This window comes from Butyricicoccus sp. AF18-9LB (assembly GCF_027684505.1).
In the GTDB taxonomy this organism is placed as follows: Bacteria; Bacillota; Clostridia; order Oscillospirales; family Butyricicoccaceae; genus Agathobaculum; species Agathobaculum butyriciproducens.
In genome coordinates this window covers 53354-76608 of the sequence record NZ_JAQCWA010000003.1, presented here as the reverse complement: position 1 = coordinate 76608, position 23255 = coordinate 53354, and the positions used below count along the sequence as shown (strand labels likewise).

General features: G+C 57.5%; 19 protein-coding genes. 14 read left to right on the top strand and 5 right to left on the bottom strand.

Features of this window, described 5'->3' with window-relative positions; all coding sequences use genetic code 11:
• Positions 1–74: 74 nt before the first annotated feature.
• Genes PGY33_RS03475 through proB form a run of 3 tightly spaced genes read right to left on the bottom strand, consistent with a single transcriptional unit; the run spans position 75 to position 2760 of the window.
• Positions 75–680 carry a CYTH domain-containing protein gene (locus tag PGY33_RS03475; protein ID WP_118360206.1) on the bottom strand — a complete coding sequence of 202 codons (606 nt, stop codon included), beginning with the start codon at positions 678–680 and terminating at the stop codon, positions 75–77.
• On the bottom strand, positions 680–1927 hold the full coding sequence (locus tag PGY33_RS03470; protein ID WP_270477385.1) for a glutamate-5-semialdehyde dehydrogenase: 1248 nt from the start codon (positions 1925–1927) through the stop codon (positions 680–682). The genes PGY33_RS03475 and PGY33_RS03470 overlap by 1 nt, the downstream gene beginning before the upstream one ends.
• A 14-nt stretch (positions 1928–1941) precedes the next feature.
• Positions 1942–2760 carry a glutamate 5-kinase gene (proB, locus tag PGY33_RS03465; protein ID WP_270477383.1) on the bottom strand — a complete coding sequence of 273 codons (819 nt, stop codon included), beginning with the start codon at positions 2758–2760 and terminating at the stop codon, positions 1942–1944.
• Between the two features lie 288 nt (positions 2761–3048).
• Here proB and PGY33_RS03460 point away from each other — a divergent pair, with 288 nt between their 5' ends.
• The 14 genes from PGY33_RS03460 (at position 3049) to PGY33_RS03395 (ending at position 19768) form a co-directional block, all read left to right on the top strand.
• Complete coding sequence (locus tag PGY33_RS03460; RefSeq protein WP_158574630.1) at positions 3049–3360, top strand: cell division protein ZapA; 312 nt, start codon at positions 3049–3051, stop codon at positions 3358–3360.
• Positions 3357–5390, top strand: coding sequence for a U32 family peptidase (locus PGY33_RS03455; RefSeq protein WP_270477381.1), 2034 nt, complete (start codon positions 3357–3359; stop codon positions 5388–5390). Before PGY33_RS03460 ends, PGY33_RS03455 begins: the two co-directional genes overlap by 4 nt.
• Complete coding sequence (locus tag PGY33_RS03450) at positions 5390–5950, top strand: Maf family protein (RefSeq protein ID WP_270418638.1); 561 nt, start codon at positions 5390–5392, stop codon at positions 5948–5950. The genes PGY33_RS03455 and PGY33_RS03450 overlap by 1 nt, the downstream gene beginning before the upstream one ends.
• Before the next feature lie 60 nt (positions 5951–6010).
• Positions 6011–6856, top strand: a complete 846-nt coding sequence (gene mreC, locus PGY33_RS03445) for a rod shape-determining protein MreC (RefSeq protein WP_158575586.1) — start codon at positions 6011–6013, stop codon at positions 6854–6856.
• 3 nt (positions 6857–6859) lie between these two features.
• Positions 6860–7372 carry a rod shape-determining protein MreD gene (gene mreD / locus PGY33_RS03440; RefSeq protein WP_118760917.1) on the top strand — a complete coding sequence of 171 codons (513 nt, stop codon included), beginning with the start codon at positions 6860–6862 and terminating at the stop codon, positions 7370–7372.
• Between the two features lie 26 nt (positions 7373–7398).
• A complete protein-coding gene (locus tag PGY33_RS03435) occupies positions 7399–9735 on the top strand; it encodes a penicillin-binding transpeptidase domain-containing protein (protein ID WP_270477379.1) in 2337 nt (778 codons plus the stop codon).
• 220 nt (positions 9736–9955) lie between these two features.
• Entirely contained in the window at positions 9956–10696 is a 741-nt protein-coding gene (locus PGY33_RS03430) for a nucleotide-binding protein (RefSeq protein WP_117490997.1), read from the top strand.
• 40 nt (positions 10697–10736) lie between these two features.
• Positions 10737–11147, top strand: a complete 411-nt coding sequence (locus PGY33_RS03425; RefSeq protein WP_110437294.1) for a methylglyoxal synthase — start codon at positions 10737–10739, stop codon at positions 11145–11147.
• A 76-nt stretch (positions 11148–11223) separates the two neighbouring features.
• The gene (gene hisS / locus PGY33_RS03420; RefSeq protein ID WP_118285088.1) at positions 11224–12582 is read left to right on the top strand and encodes a histidine--tRNA ligase; all 1359 of its coding nucleotides are present in this window, start codon (positions 11224–11226) and stop codon (positions 12580–12582) included.
• 76 nt (positions 12583–12658) lie between these two features.
• Positions 12659–12868: a hypothetical protein gene (locus PGY33_RS03415; RefSeq protein ID WP_118478601.1), complete on the top strand. Its 210-nt coding sequence runs from the start codon at positions 12659–12661 to the stop codon at positions 12866–12868.
• Positions 12869–12971: 103 nt separating this feature from the next.
• The gene (aspS, locus tag PGY33_RS03410; RefSeq protein WP_118478599.1) at positions 12972–14783 is read left to right on the top strand and encodes an aspartate--tRNA ligase; all 1812 of its coding nucleotides are present in this window, start codon (positions 12972–12974) and stop codon (positions 14781–14783) included.
• A gap of 73 nt (positions 14784–14856) precedes the next feature.
• A complete protein-coding gene (locus PGY33_RS03405) occupies positions 14857–16860 on the top strand; it encodes an LTA synthase family protein (protein WP_270477375.1) in 2004 nt (667 codons plus the stop codon).
• A 417-nt stretch (positions 16861–17277) separates the two neighbouring features.
• On the top strand, positions 17278–18996 hold the full coding sequence (locus PGY33_RS03400; RefSeq protein ID WP_270477373.1) for a solute:sodium symporter family transporter: 1719 nt from the start codon (positions 17278–17280) through the stop codon (positions 18994–18996).
• Positions 18997–19363: 367 nt separating this feature from the next.
• Positions 19364–19768, top strand: coding sequence for a VOC family protein (locus PGY33_RS03395; RefSeq protein ID WP_118285092.1), 405 nt, complete (start codon positions 19364–19366; stop codon positions 19766–19768).
• A 210-nt stretch (positions 19769–19978) separates the two neighbouring features.
• Here PGY33_RS03395 and iolD read toward each other — a convergent pair whose 3' ends face one another.
• The gene (gene iolD, locus PGY33_RS03390) at positions 19979–21940 is read right to left on the bottom strand and encodes a 3D-(3,5/4)-trihydroxycyclohexane-1,2-dione acylhydrolase (decyclizing) (RefSeq protein ID WP_118478780.1); all 1962 of its coding nucleotides are present in this window, start codon (positions 21938–21940) and stop codon (positions 19979–19981) included.
• A 335-nt stretch (positions 21941–22275) separates the two neighbouring features.
• On the bottom strand, positions 22276–23082 hold the full coding sequence (locus PGY33_RS03385) for a 5-deoxy-glucuronate isomerase (RefSeq protein WP_117555212.1): 807 nt from the start codon (positions 23080–23082) through the stop codon (positions 22276–22278).
• Positions 23083–23255 lie beyond the last annotated feature (173 nt).

Below are 23255 nucleotides of genomic sequence, written 5' to 3'. Positions count from 1 at the left end.
CGTCCAAGGGAGAACCTCATTCCCCTGTTGCAGTTCTTATTATAAGGTATAGGAACCGGTTTGTAAAGCGGAATTTACAGCGCCATCGCTCTCGCCAGCTTGCTGGTCGGCTCAACCACGAGGTCAAGCTGCTGTGCCAGTTCTGCGGCAAGCGCGTGGAAGGTATCCTCACTGCCTGCGACATACTCAAGTTCGATCTCGCACAGCGGCGCCGCTTTACCGTTATGACGCAGTTCGCCTTCGTCAAGCGCCATTTCGCACACGGTGTCGTCCTCCTGCAGCAGAACCGCACACCGGCGGAACGAAACCGTGCAGATTTCCTGCAGGTCGGCTGCCAGCGCCCGCTCGCACAGGTCGTTCGGTGCACCAAGCTCGGGCAGTCGGCGCAGACCGTCAAGCAGAGAGACCGCCTCGCACTGGTACTCCTCGTGGGCGCGCATGCCGTCCGGCGTATCCGTGTTGCGCAGCTTCATGCAGCACACGCTGCGGTCGTTCTCGCGGCGCAGACGCAGTGCCGCCTGATGTTCCTTCAGCAGTCCGTCCGCCGTGTCAAAATAGCTGGATTCCATGTTGATGGTTCGGCTCTGGCTGCCAATCCGCGAGGAAGCCCATAGCAGCGCCTGACCGAGCAGCTTTTCGTCGGCACGCCACTTGTATTCCTTCTCCATCGTTTTATCCATTATCGCACCTGTCCATTTCCGTAAATGATATATTTGGTGGTGGTGAGCGCGGTCAGCCCCATCGGACCACGTGCGTGCAGCTTCTGGGTCGAAATGCCGATTTCAGCGCCGAAACCGAACTCAAAGCCATCGGTAAAGCGCGTAGAGGCGTTGACGTAGACCGCCGCCGCGTCCACTTCCTCAAGGAATCGCTGCGACGCATCATAATCGCGGGTGACGATGCACTCCGAGTGACCGGTGTTAAAGCGGTTGATGTGATCAATGGCCTCATCGAGCGAATCGACCACCTTGCAGGAAATCTCGTAGCCGAGGTATTCTCTGCCGTAATCTTCATCGGTCGCAGGTGCGATGCTGTCACCGAGGATGTCCATCGTGCGCGGACAGCCGTGAATTGCCACATGATCGGGTGCAAGGCCCTCTGCCGCCATCGGCAGGAACTGCTCCGCAACGTCCTTGTGGACGAGCAGGCTTTCCGCCGCATTGCATACGCTCGGGCGCTGGCACTTGGCGTTAATGAGAATATTCTTCGCCATCTCAAGGTCGGCAGCCGCATCAACGTAAACATGGCAGTTGCCCGTGCCGGTCTCGATGACGGGCACGGTCGCGTTCATGACAACCGAGCGGATCAGTCCTGCGCCGCCGCGCGGAATCAGCACATCGAGATAGCCGTTCAGCTTCATCATCTGGGTTGCGGTGTCGCGGCTGGTGTCTTCCACCAGATTGATAGCGTTCTCCGGCAGACCCTCGGCCGCCAGCGCTGCGCGCATCAGCCTGGTCAGGCACATGGAGGACTGGAACGCCTCCTTGCCGCCGCGCAGAATGCACGCCGAGCCCGCCTTGAAGCACAGCACAGCCGCATCCACGGTAACGTTCGGACGAGCCTCGTAGATAATGCCGATCACACCCATCGGCACGCGCTTCTGACCGATGTTCAGGCCGTTCGGACGCTTGTGCATCCAAAGCACCTCACCGACCGGGTCGGGCAGCGCCGCCACCTGACGGCAGCCTTCGGCAATGCCCGCAATGCGCTTTTCGTCCAGCATCAGACGGTCGATCAGGCCGTCGTTCAGACCTGCCGCTCTGCCGTTTTCAATATCCATCCTGTTTGCCGCGATGATCTCGTCCGCATGTGCCATCAGCGTGTCCGCAATGGCGAGAATGCCGCGGTTTTTGTCGTTCGTGCCGAGCTTTGCCACCGCGTACTTGGAGCGGCGGGCGTCCTCGGCAATTTCTAAAAGCTGTCGCATAATATTCACCTCTTTCAATTACTGCTACTGCTGCCGTTTTCTCTCTGGAACAGGGTTCCAACCTCTTTACCGTCCACAATATCATACAAAAGTCCCTGCTTATCGCCGTTGGCAACCATCATGGGAATGCCTGCGTCCATGCAAAGCTCTGCGGCGGTGATTTTGGTCGCCATGCCGCCCGTGCCGTGCGCGGAACCGGCGCCGCCCGCCATACGGCGGATTTTTGCGTCGATCCTGCCGACGTGGTTAATCAGCTTGGCCTGCGGGTTGGTGCGCGGGTTGGAGTCGTACAGGCCGTCGATATCCGAGAAGATAACCAGCAGATCGGCATCGCACATACGTGCCACGACTGCGGACAGCGTATCGTTATCACCGAAGTTCTCGATGTGCTTCAGCTCGGCGGTTGCAACCGTGTCGTTTTCGTTGATGATGGGCACAACGCCGATCTTGGTCAGCGCGGTAAACGTGTTATGGATGTTGGTGCGCTGGTCGTCATCGACGATATTCTCGCGCGTCAGCAGGATCTGCGCCACGTTAATGCCATATTCCAGAAACATCTTGTCGTAAATGTGCATCAGCTCGCACTGCCCGACAGCCGCCGCCGCCTGCTTGACCGACAGCTCCTTCGGTCTCTCCGCCAGGCCGAGCTTTGCCGTGCCGACCGCCACTGCACCCGAGGATACGAGCACCATCTCGAAGCCGCGGTTCTGCAGGTCGCTGATCGTGCGTACCAGACGCTCGATACGGCGGATATTCGGCTTGCCGTTGTCATAAGTCAGCGTCGAGGAGCCGACCTTGACGACAATGCGCCGGACCTCGTTCATGTTCAGCATAAAAATGACCTCCAAAAGATAACGTGGAAGCCTTTTCCCGGACTTCCGCCAATATACACATTTTATCACACTAAAACGCGCGAGACAAGCCGAACGCAAATCTTTTACACTTTATACACATTGTGAAAATTCTATACGGAGTTTTTTATCGTTTGCACAGAATTTTTATTTCAAAACCCGTCATATTGTGCTATACTATATTTTATCTTCTTATGCCCAAATTCGACAGTACCGCTTTTCAGCGGCGCTGTCCGCATATATATTATAATGAAAGGAAAGGGACCCGTTATGGCAAACCGCATGGTTCTTCATATTGCCGGTCAAAAATACAATCTGGTCTCCGACGAGAGCGCGGACTATATGAATGAGGTAGCCGAGCTGGCACGCCAGACCGTGGCGCACTGCGGCGGCTCGCCGTCGTTCGCATCCACACGCGCGCTGGCACTGGCAACGATCACGCTGGCGGATGATTACATCAAGGCCAAGTCTGCCGCCGAAGCCGCTGAGGCAAAATGCCGTGCCCTCGAAGCCGAGCTTGCCGCACTGCGCGACCGGCAGGCGCAGAATAACGGCAAGCACCCGAATCACAACCGCAAATGAGGAATAAAGTAGAACTTCTTGCTCCCGCCGGTTCGCCGGAGGGCATTCGCGCCGCTGTGCAGTCCGGTGCAGGCGCAGTCTATATGGGCTTCGGCATGTTCAACGCACGCCGCAACGCACAGGGCTTTTCGCATGACGAGATGGCGGACGCCATCGCCTACTGCCGCGCACGCGACGTAAAAACCAATATTACGCTCAACATTCTTGCCGGCGACCGCGAGCTTGAGGACGCACTCGAGGACGCAAAGTTCCTGTACGAAGCAGGCGCGGACGCGCTTATCGTGCAGGATCTGGGGCTGGCGCGGCTCATCCATGCACACGCGCCGGATTTCGCGCTGCACGCCTCCACGCAGATGACCATTCACACGCTCGACGCAGCAAAGCAGGCGCGCGACATCGGTTTTTCGCGCGTAGTGCTCAGCCGGGAATGCTCCCGTGAGGAGATCAAACTCATCACCGAGCAGGCCGGTGTCGAGACCGAGGTGTTCGTGCACGGTGCGCTGTGCATGTGCTACTCGGGGCAGTGCTACCTGTCCGCCGTGATCGGTCAGCGCTCGGGCAACCGCGGTCTGTGTGCACAGCCGTGCCGCCTGCCGTACAGCGGCGGCTATCCGCTGTCGCTCAAGGATCTCATGCTCGCCGGACACGTTGCCGAGCTTTCCGACTGGGGTGTGTCCTCGCTCAAGATCGAGGGCCGCATGAAGCGTCCGGAGTACGCCGCTATTGTAACCAAGGTCTACTCCGACCTGCTCCGCGAGCACCGCAGGCCGACCGCCGAGGAGCGCGACATTCTGCGCCGCGTGTTCTCGCGCGACGGCTTCACCGACGGCTACTACACCGGCAAGCTGGGTGACAGCATGTTCGGCACCAAGACCGATGTGCCGATGAACGAGGTAAAGAAACTCTACGACGAGGCCGCGCATCGCTTTGCCGAGGGCAAGGAGGCACCGCTCGTGCCGGTTTCCCTCTGCTTTACCGCCCGCAAGGACACCGGTGCGGTGCTCAGTGCGGACGGCGTTTCGGTCGTCATGCCGGTAGAGCAGGCGCAGAACCGCCCGACCACACCGGAGATGATCGAAAAATCGCTCAGAAAGACCGGCGGTACGCCGTTTTATATTGAGAATATGCGTATCGAGGTGCAGGACGGTCTGATGATACCGGCGTCCGTGATGAACGGCATGCGCCGCGACGCACTCGACCTTCTGCTGGCAAAACGCGGCGTTGCGCCCTCCCGCGACTGGCTGCACGGCAGCGTGCTGCCGCGCGACGACGAGGCCGCTGCCCGCGAGGGTTTCCGCGGCTACACCGCAGCCGTGCGCACCAAGGCGCAGGCGGATGCGCTGCGCGAGCTTGGTCTGGAGACCGTTTACGTCCCGCTTGAAGTTGCAGCGCAGACCGGACTGCCCGCCATCCTGCCGCGCGTGTTCTCGGACAACGAGCAGCCGCAGATCGAGATGATGCTCGGTGAAGCCATGAGCCGAGGAACCGACACGGTTCTCGCCGGAAACATCGGCCACATCCCGCTTGCCAAGCGGCTTGGCTTTACCGTGCACGGTGATTTCGGTCTGAACGCCTACAACAGCAAAACGCTGAGTGCGCTGGCTGAAATGGGCGTTTCCCGCCAGACGCTTTCGTTCGAGGCTCGTCTGGCGCAGATTCGAGATATGCGCGGTCCGCTCGAGACCGACCTGATCGTCTACGGCCGTCTGCCGCTGATGATCTTTGAAAACTGCGCCATTCGCCGTCAGCACGGCGGCAAGTGCTCGTGCCAGAACGGCGTGACGTACCTCACCGACCGCCGCAAGGAGCGTTTCCCGCTGCTGAACGAATTCGGCTGCCGCAACACGCTGCTGAACAGCCGTCCGCTGTGTCTGCGCGAGGATTTTTCCCGCCTGGGCGTACAGACCGCGCGTCTGCAGTTCACCATCGAATCGCCCGAGGAATGTGTGCGGATTTCCCGCGCGTTCCTGTCCGGCGCACCGCTGGACGGCGAATTTACCAACGGATTATATAAAAGAGGAGTCGAATAATGGAGATCGTTTTAGCGTCCGCTTCGCCGCGGCGCAAAGAGCTTCTGTCGCTTATCACCGAACACTTTACGGTCTGCCCTGCCGATGCGGACGAAACCCTGCGTGATGCGCCGCTCGGCGAGGAAGTCACCCGCCTTTCCCGCCTGAAGGCCGAGGCTGTGCAGGCGCAGCACCCGAACGCCGTGTGCATCGGCTCGGATACCATGGTCACGATCGACGGACTGCGCCTCGGCAAGCCGAAGGACGCGGACGAGGCCGCTTCCATGCTCCGCCGTCTGCGCGGACGCACCCATGAGGTGCTGACCGGACTTGCCGTGCTCACGCCGGACGGCGGGGCGCACACGCTGCACACCTGCACGCGCGTCACCTTCCGCGATTTTGCGGAGGACGAGCTTGCCGCCTACCTCGCCACCGGAGAGCCGCTCGACAAGGCCGGCGCCTACGGCATCCAGGGCCACGGCGCACTGCTCATCAAGGGCATCGAGGGCGACTATTACAGCGTCATGGGTCTGCCTGTGGCTCCGCTTTATACCATTCTGCGCGATATTCATGCGGTATAAGCCGCATTTACCTGCTGAAATTCCACATTTCAGTGCAACATTATGAAAGGAAGATTCGTTTTGCGACGACGTCATAAAGTCGGCTCTCCGCTCCTGATCGGTGCGGCAGTCGTCATTCTGCTGTGCATTCTCTCCGCGGTGTACAGCGGCATCAGCGGCAATTCCTCGCCCATCACGAGAGCCGCCGGTGCGGTTGTCCGGCCGTTTCAGCGGTTCGGCACCGGTGTCGGACACTTTTTCAGCAAGGGACTGGATTATTTCACCGAGTTTGATGCACTCAAGGCCGAGAATGAGCAGCTCAAGCAGCAGATCAGCGACAATGCACAGCTTGTGCGTGACGCACAGATCGCGCTCGAGGAAAACAACCTGCTCCGCTCTCAGCTTGGGCAGCCGGAAAGCACCCGCAGCACCACGACGGTCAGCGCTGAGGTCATCGCCCGCAGTCCGGGCGACTGGGCGGATACGCTGACGCTGGACAAGGGCAGCTCGAGCGGCGTCAACAAGGACGATCTCGTAACGACCGTGGACGGCATGCTCGGCTTTGTCAGCGAGGTGACCGACAACACCTGCGAGGTGACTTCCATCACCGACCCGAAAATGCAGTGCGGCGCGCTTGTCACCCGCACGCGCGAGACCGCCATCGCGGAAGGCGACTATAACCTGATGACACGCGGTGCACTTCGCCTGTCCTATCTGCGCGAGGACTCCAAGGTGGTCGTCGGCGATACGGTCGAGACCTCGGGACGCGGCGGTGTATTCCCCAAGGGCATCCTCATCGGCACGGTGGAAAGCGTGCAGCCGGAGGAAAGCGGTCTGTCGTATTACGCGGTCATCAAGCCGTTTGTCAGCGTGGACAGCGTTTCCTCGGTTTCCATCATCACCGAATACACGGACACAGCGGAGTAAGCCATGCAGAGAGAACATATTTCCATCCCGAAGCTGATCGTGTATGTGCTGTTTTCGGTGATTATCTTCGCGCTGCAGACCGGCACGTTCGGCGGCATGCGCATTTTCGGCTCTGCGGTCGATCTGCTGCCCGCACTCGTCACGGCAGCCGCGCTGCTCGGCGGCCCGGCGGAGGCGGCTGTTACCGGCGTGACGGTCGGCATCTGCTATGACCTCAGCTTCACCGGCGTGGACGGTCTCTATCCCCTGTTTTTCCTGCTGTTCGGCTATGCCGCCGGAAAGCTCTGCCAGAGACTGCTCACCCGCAATTACATTTCCATGCTCATCCTCACGGCGTTTGAGTGTGTGCTGCTCGGTCTGCTGCGGTATCTCTTCTCGCTGATGCATGCAGGCGCGTCCTTCCTGATCGTCCTGCGGCAGCTTGCCGTCGGTACGGTGCTGACCTGCCTGTTCTGCTTTGTCGTTTACCTGCCGCTGCGCAGGCTCAGCGGCAAATCCCGTAAGCGCAGCCGCTGACCCTTTGCGGAAAGGAGCACTTCCCCATGTTAAATAAACCTCAACTGCTTCGCCGTCTGCTCGCGCTGTGCGGACTGCTGCTGCTGTGCAGCGGTGTGGCGCTCTCGCAGTTATTCCAGCTGCAGATTCTGAACGGCGAAAAATATGTCCGCCGCTCGGCGGAGTTTCTCACCACCACGTCTACGGTTTCCGCAGCCCGCGGTGAGATTCTCGACCGCTACGGCAGACCGCTCGTCACCAACAACACCGGCTTTTCGCTCGTGCTCATCTACTCGTCCTTCTGGGACGGCAACGACAAGCGGTTTGATACCCTGCTCGATCTGACGCACCGTATCCAGACCGCAGCCGTGGACGCGACCGCCAAGCAGAATGCCGCAAAGACGGCTGCTGCCACCGATACCTCGAGTGACACCTCTGCGGATGCCGCAGACAGCACGGATACGTCCTCGGACACCCCGACCGACACCGCGCAGGCGGTTTCTGCGGACACGGCGGCGATTCCGTCCATCAACGACCGGCTGCCGATCACGCAGTCCGCGCCGTTCACCTACAACAGCGCATCGCTGACCGAATTGTCGGGTTATATGAAGGACAGCGCCAAGTCGCTCGGTCTGGATGCGGTTACGGCGGCCGTAGACGCTGCCAAGCAGGCGAGCGAGACCGACCCCAAGACCGACGAGAACGGCAACACCATTGATCAGGCGGCACAGGTGGATGCAACCAAGCTGGTCTCCCCGACCGAGTTTATCAACGCCATGCGCGCCTATATGGAGAAAAACCTCGGCATGCCGACCGATCTCTCGCTTGCGGACGCCCGCACGATGGTCGGCATCTATTACAGCATGCGCACGGTCGGCTTCAGCAATCAGGCAACCTACACACTCGCGGACAATGTGCCGATGGACCTGATCGCCTATATCAAGGAGCACAGCGCGGATTTTCAGGGCATTGAAATCCAGAGCGAAGCCGTCCGCCAGTACGACACCGCCACCGCCGCGCACCTGCTCGGCACGATCGGCTCCCTGACCTCCGACGAGTGGAATTCCGACAACAACGGCGGCCCTTACAAGGACAAGACCGGCTACCAGATGAGCGATCTCATCGGCAAGTCCGGTCTGGAGAGCGCGCTCGAGTCCTACCTGCACGGCACGGCAGGCTCCCGCACGGTGGAGACCGACCTTGGCGGTTCGGCTATTGCCGAGCAGACCACCGCTACGGCTCCCAAGCCGGGCGACAATGTTATCACCACGATTGACCTTGACCTGCAGGAAGTCGCCGAGAAATCGCTGGAAAGCAATCTGTCTGCCTACGGCAAGGGCGGCGCGGCTGTTGCGCTCGACCCGAACACGGGCGAGGTGCTCGCGATGGCGTCCTACCCGACCTACGACCTGGCAAACTACAACAAAAACTACGCCTCCATCCAGGCGGACAGCCGCCATCCGGAGGTAAACCGTGCAACCTCGGGTGTGTACCCGCCGGGCTCCACCTTTAAGATGGTGACCGCCATCGCGGGTCTGGAGGAAGGCATCATCTCCGGTGACACCTACGTTACCTGCACCGGCACCTACGAGTACGGCGGACAGACCTTCCGCTGCAACAACCACGACACGCCCATGACGCTCAACGTCACGGATGCGCTCAAATACTCGTGCAATACGTTCTTCTACACGGTCGGTCAGAAGCTGACCGGTGAGCACCTCGAGCAGTGGACTAAGAAGTTCGGTCTCGGCACGGCGACCGGCATCGAGGTCGGCGAAGCTACCGGTCAGGCAGCAGGCCCGACCTACCGTGAGCAGCAGCGCAAGGCCGACCCGGCGATCCGCGAGTGGCAGGGCGGCGATGATCTGAACGCAGCGATCGGTCAGTCGGATAACGGCTTTACGCCGCTGCATCTGGCAAACTATGTTTCCGCTATCGTAAACGGCGGCACGCTGTACAAGCCGACGCTCGTCAAAAGCATCAAAAGCTACGATTACAGCAGCTTTATGAAAACCGATGAATCCGAGGTGCTCGGCAAGATCGACATTTCGGATGCCACGCGCGAGCTTGTCATGCAGGGCATGAGCGAGGTTACCGACGAGGGCGGTACCGCAGGCAGCGTTTTCGCGGACTACCCCATCAAGGTCGGCGGCAAGACCGGTACGGCCGAGATGTTCGAGAACGGCGAGTCGTTCGACAACGGTCTGTTCATCGCGTTTGCCCCCTTTGACAACCCGCAGATCGTTATCTGCGTAGTCGGTGAAGGCGCAGGCCACGGCGCTTACGTTGCGCCGATCGTGCGTGATATGCTCGATGAGTATTTCTCTGTCGGCAAGTCGGACCGCGCAGCCTCCCGTCAGGCGGAGAACACCCTGATTCGATAAAACAATTGTAAGCGAAACTGCAGTTTCGCGGCAGCCTAAGCCCGGCAAATGTGATTTTGCCGGGTTTTTTCTTTCCAAACCCGGTGCCATTTGAAGTTTTCGTCAAAAAATTCGCGATGAACGCTTGTAAACCGCCCGCTGTTAGTTTATAATACACTTGTAGGCGAATCTGCAGATTTATGCAGTATTGCCTTAAATAAGGTTTTCTTTCGGAGGCGGTATGTTGAAGGTGATTCTTGTTGCGTCCGGTAAGGGCGGCACAGGAAAGACCTCCCTTACAGCGGGCGTAGGCGCGGCTCTCGCGCAGCTTGGCAGCAAAGTGCTGCTGATTGACGGCGACTGCGGTCTGCGCAATCTGGATATCGTGCTCGGCATGTCCGACCGGGTGGTCTACTCGTTTGCCGATGTGGCAGGCGGCGCGGTTCCCCTCGCGGATGCCATGGCGTGTCATCCGGATATGAAAACGCTGTACTTACTCACTGCACCGGTGGCGCTTCCCGCTCTCAGCGAGCGCGGCATGGAGCAGCTGGCTGTGCAGGCCGAGGAGGCCGGGTTCGACTACCTGCTGATCGACGGTCCCGCCGGACTGCCGGCTGAGCTTTCCTTTCTGGCGCACATTGCCACGCAGGCGATCATCGTCACCTCGACCGACCGCGTGTGTGTCCGCGGCGCGGAACGCTGCGCCCGCAAGCTGGAGGAGGAATACTGCATCCAGCGCATCCGCATGGTGCTCAACCGCGTGCGCCCGCAGCTCATCAGCCACGGCAAATCCGGCAACATCGACGACGCGATGGATGAAGCAGGACTTCCCCTGCTCGGTCTCGTGCCCGAGGATGTGGACCTCATTTCGTGCAGCAACAGCGGCAGGAGCATTCATGCCGTCAAGCACACGGGCGCGGCTCGCGCCTTTATGAATATCGCCCGGCGGCTCAACGGCGAGCGTATTCCACTTAAATTGTAAGTAATCTCAACATGAATATACAGGAAAGGGGTTATTCCTGATGAATATAGCACTGATCGCACATGACCGCAAAAAAGAACTGATGGTACAATTTTGCATGGCATACTGCGGTATTCTTGCAAAGCATAACATCTGTGCCACCGGCACCACCGGCAAGTTTGTTGAAGAAGCTACCGGTCTGAAAATCGACAAGTGCCTTGCGGGTATGCAGGGCGGCGAGGAGCAGATCTCCGCGCGCGTAGCCTACAACGAGATCGACCTCGTGCTGTTTTTCCGTGATCCGATGTCCAACGCACAGTACGAACCGGACGTTCATGCGATTTCCCGCCTGTGTGACATGCACAATATCCCGATTGCAACCAACTCGGCAACCGCCGAGATGCTCATCCTCGGTCTGGACCGCGGTGATCTGGATTGGCGTAATATTGTCAACCCGAAGAACAAAAAATAAACAATAGCATTCGTTGCACCGGATCGGGTACGCCAATTCGGTGCATACGTCTGTCTTGAGGAGAATCAAAATAGTTATGGAAAAAGTAAAACCCAGAACCTTATCCGGCTTTATGGAGCTGCTTCCGGCACCGCAGGTGCAGATGGAACGCATCATGCAGGTACTGCGCGAAACCTATGCGCTGTACGGCTTCTATCCGCTGGATACCCCGCTGATCGAGTCCTCCGAGGTACTGCTCGCCAAGGGCGGCGGCGAGACCGAAAAGCAGATCTACCGCTTCACCAAGGGCGACAGCGATCTGTCCCTGCGATTCGATCTGACCGTACCGCTGGCAAAGTATGTTGCCCAGCACTACGGCGAGCTGACCTTCCCGTTCCGCCGTTTCCAGATCGGCAAGGTTTACCGCGGTGAACGCGCACAGCGCGGCCGTTTCCGCGAGTTCTATCAGGCGGACATCGACGTCATCGGTGACGGCAAGCTGGATATCATCAACGAGGCCGAGGTGCCGAGCATCATCTACAAGACGTTCACCTCGCTCGGTCTTCAGCGCTTCAAGATCCGCATCAACAACCGCAAGGTGCTCAACGGCTTCTTTGCTATCCTCGGTCTGACCGAGAAGGCCGGCGATGTGATGCGTACCATCGACAAGCTGGAGAAGATCGGCGCAGAGAAGGTAAAGACCATTCTGGTCGAGGATTTCGGCGTGGAAGCGGCTACGGCTGACGAGCTGCTGAAGTTCATCGAGACGCCGGGCGGCACCGAGGGTATCCTCGCGGCGCTGGAGGGCTACAAGGGCAGGAACGAGGTGTTCGACCTCGGCGCAGAGGAACTGAAAACGGTTGCAACCTATATGCAGGCGTTCGGCGTTCCGGCTGACCACTTCGAGATCGACCTGACGATTGCCCGCGGTCTGGACTACTACACCGGCACCGTTTATGAGACCGCTATGCTCGACCATCCGGAAATCGGTTCCATCTGCTCGGGCGGCCGCTACGACAACCTTGCCGAGTATTACACCGACAAGCAGCTGCCGGGCGTTGGCATTTCCATCGGCCTGACCCGTCTGTTCTACGTTCTCGGTGAGCAGGGTTATCTGAACGACCAGATGAACAAGGCACCGGCAGACGTACTCATCCTGCCGATGACTGACGACATGGGCGCCGCTATCAAGACCGCTACCGCTCTGCGTGAATCGGGCATCCGCACCCAGCTGTACAGCGAGCAGAAGAAGTTCAAGCACAAGATCGGCTACGCCGACAAGCTGGGCATTCCGTTCGTTATCTTCCTCGGCGAGGATGAAATTAACGCAGGCGTGGTCGCTGTCAAGGATATGGAGAGCGGCGAGCAGGTCAAGATTTCGCTTGACGAGGCAGCTAAGCTGATTCATGACGGTCTGGCGAAGAAGAACGCAGGCAAGGTCATCTGCGACAAATAAATCGCTAAATTGCAGGGCGGGTGCCCCCCCGCCTTTAGTAGAGATAGATTTTCAACTGAATATGGAGGGATTGTTTATGAAACAGCTTATTTACGGCGGTATTCTCATGATAACCGGCATGCTTGGTGTCATTGCGGCTATTCTGGCGCTTTCCGCGTCGATTGCCGACAACGCTTCCATTATGTTCCTTATCGCCTTCGCCGGCATCATTCTGTTTGCGGTTATGGCCTTTCTCGGCTATTATGAGCACGTTCGTCCGGCGATGAAGGATAAGGACAATCAGTAACTTACCATCTATATTTCAGCTAATTCGTGCAACAGCGCGTATTAAATAGAATTTGCTCTGCAAATCAAAACTGTAATAAACAAATCTTAAAGGATTGATAAACATGAATAACACATCTATTGCAGGCATGAAGCGCACGCACATGTGCGGCGAGCTTCGCCTGGAGCACGCAGGCCAGACCGTTACCGTAAACGGCTGGGTTGACCGCGTGCGCGACAACGGCGGCGTTCTGTTCCTGCTGCTGCGCGACCGCGCAGGCATCGTGCAGTGCACGTTCGACAAGTCGGTCAACGCCGACCTGTTCGACATTGCCTTCACCTGCCGCACCGAGTTCGTTGTAGCGGTAAAGGGCAAGCTGGTGGCCCGCGATGAGGCAGCCATCAACAAGAAGATGCCGACCGGCGAGGTTGAAATTATTGCCGAGGACATTCGCATTCTGTCCAAGGCGGAGACCACCCCGTTTGAGATTGACGACACCAAGGAGGTCGGTGACCAGATTCGTCTGAAGTACCGCTACCTCGATCTGCGCCGTCCGTCCATGCAGAAGAACCTGATGCTGCGCCACCGCGTAACGCAGGTTGCCCGCAACTACTTCGACGAGCACGGCTTCCTCGAGATCGAGACCCCGATGCTGACCAAGTCCACGCCGGAGGGTGCGCGCGACTACCTCGTGCCGTCCCGTGTGCATCCGGGCAAGTTCTACGCCCTGCCGCAGTCCCCGCAGCAGTACAAGCAGCTGCTCATGCTGTCCGGCATGGACCGCTACATTCAGATCACCCGCTGCTTCCGCGATGAGGATCTGCGTGCTGACCGTCAGCCGGAATTCACCCAGATCGACCTCGAGATGTCGTTCGTTGAGCAGGATGACGTTATCGCCGTCAACGAGGGCTTCCTCCAGCGCGTATTCAAGGAAGTGCTCGATGTTGACATTCAGCTGCCGCTGCCGCGCATGACCTGGCAGAACGCCATGGACAAGTACGGCTCGGACAAGCCGGACGTTCGCTTTGGCTTTGAGATCAAGGATATTTCCGACATTGCCGCAAACTGCTCGTTCAAGGTGTTCAAGGACACCGTAGCGAACGGCGGTACGGTCCGTCTCATCAACGTAAACGGCTACGCGGACAAGTTCCCGCGCAAGGAGATCGACAAGCTCGGCGAGTTCGTCAAGACCTACCGCGCAAAGGGCCTTGCATGGATGAAGCTCGCCGCAGACGGCAGCATGACCTCCTCGTTTGCCAAGTTCCTGTCCGAGGACGAGATTGCAGCCATCAAGGAGCGCGCAGGTGCAAAGGAGAACGACCTGCTGTTCGTTGTTGCCGACGCAAACTGGCAGACCGCCGCTGTTGCTCTGGGCGCGCTGCGCTGCGAGCTGGCTAAGCGTCTGGGCCTTGCCAAGAAGGACGACTTCAAGCTGCTGTGGGTCACCGAGTTCCCGCAGTTCGAGTACAGCGAGGAGGAGAACCGCCTCGTTGCCATGCACCATCCGTTCACCGCACCGATGGACGAGGATATCCCGCTGCTGGACACCGATCCGGCCAAGGTTCGTGCCAAGGCTTACGACATTATCCTCAACGGCTGTGAGCTGGGCGGCGGCTCCATTCGTATCCACGATCCCGAGCTGCAGACCAAGATGTTCGAGGCCCTCGGCTTCACCGAGGAGAAGGCCAAGGAGCAGTTCGGTCACCTGATCACTGCGTTCTCCTACGGCGCACCTCCGCACGGTGGTCTGGCTTACGGTCTGGATCGTCTGTGCATGCTGCTCGCCGGTCTGGATTCCATCCGCGACGTGATCGCCTTCCCGAAGGTTCAGAACGCGTCCGACCTGATGATGAACTGCCCGGATATTGTAGACGACAAGCAGCTGGACGATCTCTCTATCGCAGTTACCCGCGTAGAGGAAACGCCTGAGGCATAAATTCTAACGACTTGAGAAGCCGCTGCGGAAACACCACAGCGGCTTTTCCGTTTCTGCGAAAGGAGCAACTTTTTTGAGCATTGAACACAAGGTTCAAAACGAAACCGGAAGAAATCCGTACCGAATCGGTGCAAACGTACTGCTGCTCGTTGCGTTTTTCCTGCTGTTCCATCCCCTGCTGAGCAGGGGCTCGCTGATGTATCAGCCGACCATCTCGCACTGGCTGACCGCAGGCGCATTTGTACCGCTGGTGCTGCGTCCGTGGCGCCGCAACCACCCGTTTGCGGAAAATCACACGCGGCTGTACGCGGCGGTTCTGCTAGTGCATGACGTGCTGCTGTTCCTGTCTGCGGCGGCTGTCAGCCTGATCCTGGTGGAATACATGGTCAAGGGCTGTGTCATCACGCTCAAGCAGTCGTTTTTTCAGGGCTGGATCTGCTATGTGGCAGTTTACGCCGCGGCCTATCTGATCTGCGGCAACGTGCGTATCGGCGTATGCCTCGGCATGGCAATTTCGATGATCCACGGTATGATCGACCACTACGTTATGCTGTTCCGCGGCACGCCTGTCATGCTGAGCGACATTGCCGCCATCGGCACGGCAGCCAACGTGTCCAAGGGCTACTCCGCACCGATAGAGCTTTCCGTGCTCCGCGCTGCAGCGGCGGCTGTGCTGTTCTGCGTGAGCGTGTGCCTGATGCAGCGCAGCTTCAAGGTGCACAAGCGCTGGTACTTCCGCAGACTGTTTTCGCTGCCGTGCGTGCTCGTGCTGGCGTTCATCGCCTACACCGGCATCCAGACGGTCGGCACCGGACTTGCTTTCTGGCAGTCCAGCCGCCAGTACAGCGAGATTTTCTACTTCCTGCGCTGCGCGACCAGCTCGTTTGTCAAGCAGCCGGAGGGTTACAGCGCGGATTCGCTTTCTGACGCACAGAGCGAATTTACCGGCAAACAGGGCACGAAAACGCCCAATCTGATCGTGATCATGAACGAATCCTTCTCGGATCTCGGCTCGGTCGGTGCGCTTGAGACCAACGAGGACCCCATGCCGTATGTGCACAAGCTGATGCAGGGTCAGGAGAACACCATCAGCGGTCAGCTGACCGTTTCGACCTTCGGCGGCGGCACCGCCAACACCGAGCTGGAGTTCCTCACCGGCGATTCAATGGCGTTCCTGCCGTACAACTGCTCGGCGTATCAGGTGTTCATCAAGAGCGAAATGCCCAATCTGGCCTCGGGGCTGGATTCGCTCGGCTACCAGACGGCGGCGATTCATCCCTATCTGTCCACCTCGTGGAACCGCACGAACGTTTACCGTTTCTTCGGCTTTGAAGCGCAGTATTATCAGGATGATTTTGCCGCTGACGCCGGTCGTGTGCGCGATTATATCAGCGACAGTGCAAGCTACAAGAAGATTTTCGAGCTGTACGAGAGCAAGAGGGAAAACACGCCGCTGTTCGTGTTCAACGTAACGATGCAGAACCACGGCGGCTATGACTGGGACGGCGAGGGTTACTTCGACAAGCGCATCTGCCTCACCGGTAAGGAGCAGGACAAGTACCCAACGGTTGACCAGTACCTGTCGCTCGTGCGGTACAGCGACGACGCCGTGCAGGAGCTGATCAGCTACTTCTCCAAGGTGGATGAGCCGACGGCGATCGTGTTCTTCGGCGACCACCAGCCCAATCTGCCGGAGGACTTTTACAACACCCTGCTCGAGAGTCAGCGCGGCGATCTCTCGGATGCCGAGCTGCGCCAGAAAAAGATGGTAACGCCGTTCTTCATCTGGGCGAACTACGACATCGAGGAGCAGGCAAACGTGCAGATCAGCGCGAACTATCTGTCCGCGTATGCGCTGAACGCGCTCGGCTGCTCGACCTCGGGCTTTGACCAGATGCGTCTTGCCCTGCAGCAGCAGATTCCGGTGATGAACGTCAACGGTTATCGCCTGCCGGACGGCTCCTGGTATCCGCAGAGTGAACAGCCGGAAAACGACCTGCTGAACGATTATCACCATGCGGAATATGCGCAGATTTTTGACGCAAAAAATCGCAGCGATGAATGGTATACACCGTAATTCTGTACAGAATCCCCGCTTTATGCGGGGATTTTTTCCTTGTAAAAAAGATACAGTTTTACGAATTTTTTTGTTGTTATTGATAATTTTTTAACGTTTACTTTGTAAATCTGCTTTCAGTTAACGTCGAAATGCACAAATACGTCTTCTTGTTTATGTGCAAGTATCCAAAGTGCAAAAAAAGTAAAAAAAATGTTTTGCTATAGCCTCTGTATAGTGTTAGAATAACTCTCGGACAAACGGCAACGCGGTTTGCCCATTTAACAGATCATCAGTCCTTCGATTGACGGTCTTGTTTTTTGGGATCTTGCGGGCACGCGCACGCAAGCGCAGACCGAGGCCGTCATTCAGAAATCGTTTCGGTGGATTTTGAGGGATCTCCGCCGGGACACAAAATTTTTACAAGGGGAGAAAAAGATGAACTTCGTAAACTCCATGGCGTTTACCGCGATCACCTTCGTGGCGTTCACGGCACTCGTCGCACTCATCTCGTGGTGGAAAACCCGCGGTGACAACCTCGACACGCAGGACGGCTACTATCTCGGCGGCCGCAGCCTGACCGGCCCGGTCATTGCCGGTTCTCTGCTGATGACCAACCTTTCCGCAGAACAGCTCGTTGGCAACAACGGTCAGGCAGTTCGCGTCGGCATGTCCACTATGGGCTGGGAGGTAACCTCTGCAATCGCTCTGGTAATCCTCGCATTCGTACTGATGCCGAAGTACCTGAAGACCGGTCTGACCACCGTTCCGCAGTTCTTTGAGCAGCGCTACGACGAAGGCACCCGCCGTCTGGTTTCCATCATCGTACTGCTCAGCTACGTTGTAATCATGCTGCCGAACATCCTGTACGCAGGCGCACAGGTATTCGTAAACATCTTCGGCATTGACAAGATGTTTGGTATTTCCCGTTTCGCAGCAATCGCAATCGTATGTGTTGCAACCGCAATCATCGGTTCTATCTACGCCATCTTCGGCGGCCTGAAGGCAATCGCACTGTCCGACTCCATCAACGGCCTCGGCCTGATCGTCGGCGGCCTGCTGGTTCCGGTATTCGGCTTCATGTTCCTGTCCGGCCAGCTCGGCGGCGACGGCTCCTTCGTGGACGGCTTCGACAAGTTCCTGCACACCAATCCGTCCTACCTGAACGCCATCAACGAGGTTAACACCCCGGAGCCGTGGCTCCCGTGGCCGCTGCTGTTCACCGGTCTGCTGGTCAACAACATGTACTACTGGGCAACCAACCAGTCCATCATCCAGCGTACCTTCGGTGCTAAGAACCTGAAGGAAGCACAGAAGGGCGCCGTATTTGCAGGCTTCCTCAAGATCATGACTCCGCTGATCATCGTTGTTCCGGGCGTTATCTGCGCACTGGCTTACCCGGGCATGGACTGGGGTTCCGGCGACTCCGCTTACCCGATGCTGGTAGCACAGGTTATGCCGAAGCCGATTCTTGGCTTCTTCGCTGCTGTAATGTTCGGCGCGATCCTGTCCTCCTTTAACTCGGTACTGAACTCCGCATCCACCATCTACGCACTCGACATTCACCGTCCGCTGTTCAACCCGACCGCATCTGATGCCCGCATGGTTAAGATCGGCCAGAACTTCGGTACTGTAGTAGCAGTTGTTTCCACCATCATGTCCCCGTTCATGCTGTACATGGGCGGCATCACGAGCTTCGTAAACTCTGCTTTCGCTGCGTTCAATACCCCGATCTTTGTTTGCCTGCTGTGCGGCTTCTTCTGGAAGAAGGTTCCGGCTATCGCTGCTAAGATCGTCATCCCGGTACACGTTGTTCTGTACTTCATCCTCCAGTTCGGTCTGCGTAACGTCATTCCGTTCCTGAACAACATCCACTACCTGTACTTCACCGCGATCCTGTTCGTATTCGACATGCTGCTGATGTGGGTAATCGTTAAGAAGCATCCGCGTGCAACCGATTTCGAGCTGAAGGACGTAGGCGCTGTAGATCTGACCCCGTGGAAGAACGGCAAGATCTGGGCTGCCGTTACCCTGCTGATCATGGTTCTGGCTTATATCATCTTCTCTCCCCTTGGCTTCGGCAAGAGCGAGAAGACCACCTACCAGAACTACCTCGAGAATCAGACCACTGCTTCTGTTTCCGATTCTGTTCAGTAATGCAACTCAAAACGACCGTCGAAAGACGGTCGTTTTAGTTTGTCAAAAAAGTCGGTATTGAACCAATTTTATCATAACGCGCGGCAGCGCGCGTTAAATAGAATTTGCTTTGCAAATTCATAAAAACCGGGAGCGTGTATCTCGGTTTTTATACCTTAAGAGGGAAAAAGTTTCCGTATGGGAACTTTTGGACGACTTTGGAACGGCCTACGGTCCGTTCCTGCTTGTCGGCGAAACTGTAGTTTCGCGACAGCCTGAAACGACCGTCAAAAGACGGTCGTTTTTTTATGCCTGTCCCCTATGCAAATCCGAAAAAAAGTGCTATGCTAATACTAAGGCGAGAACGCCCGCACAAGGAGGAATCACCATGAAGGAACACTATAAGGGTATCGGCCATATTGCGATCTACACCGTAGATATGGACCAGAGCATTGCATTTTACGAGATGATCGGCGGCAGTGTATTCAAGCGCGACGGCGTAGAGACGCCGGAAGGCCTGAAGAAGCTGGCACTCGTTGAATTCGGCGGCTTCCTGCTCGAGCTGATCGAGCCGCCCGCAGGCACGCTCGTGCCGTCCGGTGAGGGCAGCATCCCTCACTTTGCCGTTTACGTTGATGACCTCGACAAGACCGCGGCTGACCTCAAGGCGGCAGGCGTTATCAGCTTCACCGCACCGGAGAAGAAGGTGCTGCCGAATACCTTCGGCGGCCTGCAGAACTGGTTCTTCACCGGCCCGTCCGGTGAGCAGATCGAGCTGCTGCAGATGCTGTAAAAAACGAACACCTCCCGTCTGTATCGATGGGAGGTGTTTTTTATGCAGTACCGCAGGGCGGGCTGCCCTCCCCCCGCCCTATAAAAAGGTAAACCGCCTGAATCATTCTCCATCCTCAATTCTCCATTATTCTCTCTGCGAGCAACAAAAAAGCTCCCAACCTCACGGTTGGGAGCTTTCATAAACCTAAAGCGAGTTTATCGCGCGCTATTAATAGTGGCGAGACTCGAACAGGTGATCCTCGATGCGCTTGCGGGCAGCCTGAACCTCAGCCTTCTGAGATACCTCAGCTACGCCTACACGCCACCAAGCCTCGTAACCTGCGGACATGGTCTTCGGCAGAACCTTCATGTCGATCAGGGTGGAAACGGTCTGCTTCTTGGAATCCTCGATTGCAGCCTTCAGCTCGTCAAGAGTCTTAACGGTGTAGGTCTTGCAGCCGTAAGCAGCGCCGATTGCAGCGTAATCTACCTGGATTACCTTGCCCTTGTGTACGCCGTTGGTTACGCCTTCCTCAAGCATGTTCTTCTCGGTGCAGATGGAAGCATTGCCGTTGGAAACCTCGAGGTTGTTGATGCAGCCGAAGGAAGCGTTATCGAACAGCATAACGTTGATCTTGTGGCCCATCTGAACCGAAGTGATCAGCTCAGAGTGCAGCATGTCGAAGGAACCGTCGCCGCACATAGCGTAAACTTCCTGATCCGGGCAAGCGATCTTAGCGCCCAGAGCGGAGGCAACCTCGTAACCCATGCAGGAGTAACCGTACTCCATGTGGTAGGTGTTCTCCTTGCGGGCACGCCACAGACCCTGCATGTCGCCCGGCAGAGAGCCTGCTGCTGCACATACGATAGCGTTGTCATCAATGAGATGGTTGATGGTGCCCAGAACGGTGGTCTGGCACAGCTTGCAGCCGGTATCCTCGATGTACTTCTCAACGCACTCACGGTTGTCGTCGTTGCACTCCGGGGTGAAGTGCTCCTTGTCGGTGTACTCAACCTTGTCCAGACGCTCAACCTCAGTCCACCACTCCTTGCGCAGAGCAGCAACTTCCTCAGCGTAAGCCTTGTCGGTGTGGTAGCCGATCTTAGCCAGCTCCTCGCCGATAGCAGTCAGAGCCTCGTTTGCGTCAGCAACGACCGGCGTAGCGTCCATCTTGTAAGCCTGGAACTCAGACGGGTTGATGTTGACGAACTTAGCGTCGGTGCGGTACAGCCACTTGGAAGCGGTGGTGAAGTCGGTGTAACGGGTGCCAACGCCGATTACAACGTCAGCCTCGTGCGCCAGCTTGTTTGCAGCGATGCCGCCGGTGGTGCCCAGACCGCCGAGGTTCAGCTCGTGATCCCAAACAACAGCGGACTTGCCGGCCTGGGTCTCGCCGAATGCGATGCCGAAGTCCTCAGCGAACTTCTTGAATACCTTGTGTGCCTCAGCATAACGAACGCCGCCGCCGCAGATCAGGAGCGGCTTCTTTGCGTTCTTGATGACCTCAACAGCCTTGTCCAGAGCGTACTTGGTAACCGGACGGCGGTCAACGCGCCATACGCGCTTCTTGAAGAAGTCAACCGGGTAATCGTATGCTTCAGCCTGAACGTCCTGCGGCAGAGAAATTGCAACAGCACCGGTGTTAGCGGTATCGGTCAGAACACGCATAGCGGAGATCATGTCGGTCATAACCTGCTCCGGACGGTTGATGCGGCCCCAGTACTTGGTAACAGCCTGGAAAGCATCATGAGCGGAGATGGACAGGTTCTGCGGCTGCTCCATCTGCTGGAGAACCGGGTCCGGCTGACGGGAAGCGTAGATGTCGCCCGGCAGGATCAGAACCGGAATGTTGTTAGCGGTTGCGGTTGCAGCAGCGGTAACCATGTTGCAGGCGCCGGGGCCTACGGAAGAGGTGCAGGCGAAGATGGACTTGCGGCGCATCTGCTTAGCGTAGCCAACTGCAGCCAGAGCCATGCCCTGCTCGTTCTTGCCCTGGTAAACAACCATGTCCTTGAGCTCCTGCTCAACGCCGTTAGCGAAGCCAACTACGTTGCCGTGGCCCGGCAGCATGAAGATGCCCTTAACGAACTTGTGCTCCTGCTCGTTGCCATCCATATCAATGTAGCTGATATACTGGTTCTCGAGGAAGCGAACGAGTGCCTGAGACGCAGTCAGACGAACGGTTTCCATATGAATCATGTTGGAAATCCTCCTAAATAGAATACAAATAATGATGAATCAAAGCCAGTCTCCAACAAGCCTTGACTTAGCACCCTCCCTCTCCAAAAGGAGGGGCAAGGGAACCATAGGTTCCCAAACACACGAGACAGGTCTCGTGCCTGCCGCGCGCACGCGGCAGATGCAGTTCCTTATCAAAGTCCAGCTCCGCCGGACTTTGATACCACTGCCTGCGCCGTGGCGGCGCAGCCACCTTTGCCGTGCAAAGGTGAGAGGGGTATCGTCAAAAGTTTCTACGGAACTTTTGGCGTATATAGGGGAGACGGAGTCGCCCCTATAAGCGGCAATCAGTTGCCGCTCGGGCAGTGCCAGATATGATCGTTGGCATCGTCCTCAAGCAGCCACAGGTGCTCCTCGTCGTCGATGCGGGTCTTGTCCCACGGGTCGCCCGGCAGATGACGGATGCCCCAAGCGTAGCAGCAGGAGTAGCCCGGTGCGGTTACCTGAGAGTGCATCTTATCGGTGATGATAGCGAGGCCGTTGTGATGGGTCTCGTAAATCTCGCCGTTGCCCCAGCCTGCGCCGAAGCCCATCGGCTTGTCGAAGCGGTAGAAGTAGCACTCCGGCTGCGGATGATGATGCGGCGGGTAAGAGGACCACTTGCCCGGCAGGTTGACAACCTCGCCCAGTACCATGTTGGAGTACGGCGCGTTGTCCAGATCGAAGCAGGTGCGTACATCACGCTTGATGCAGCCCATCAGCTCGCCCTTGTTGCCGCGTGCCCAGGTATCGGTGTCTTCCGGCTTGTACATCTTGCTCGGGAAAGTCTTTTCGTTCAAAGTCTTCTGGATGTAGATGTTGCACGGACCGTGTGCGATGATCTCGAACTTTACGCCCTTGCAAACGTGCAGGCAGGACGGGTTGTAATCGAACGGATTCGGACGGTCTACATCGTAGGACTCATTCTCCCACTTGATGGTGCACTTGCCGTCGAATACCAGTGCTGCAACTTCCTTCTCAGGCTCCTCGCAGCTCCAGGTGTCGCCGTCTTCCATCACGAGGAGAGCAACGTCCATCATGGCATCCTTGCCGATGCCTTCGTCAAGACGGATGTACTCGTTGTATCCGCGCTTGACCTGCTTATCCATGTACATAGGAATTCCCTCCAAAAAATAATTTTTTGGTGCGGTGACCGGTATATCCCACCCGATCACGCAGATTCAGCTGTGAAAAACAGCCTATCTATTATCATTATACCACGCCATAACAGCCAGTTTCAACCACTCATTGAACGGATTCGGCGCGGTGCGGAAAGGCTTTGTCATTC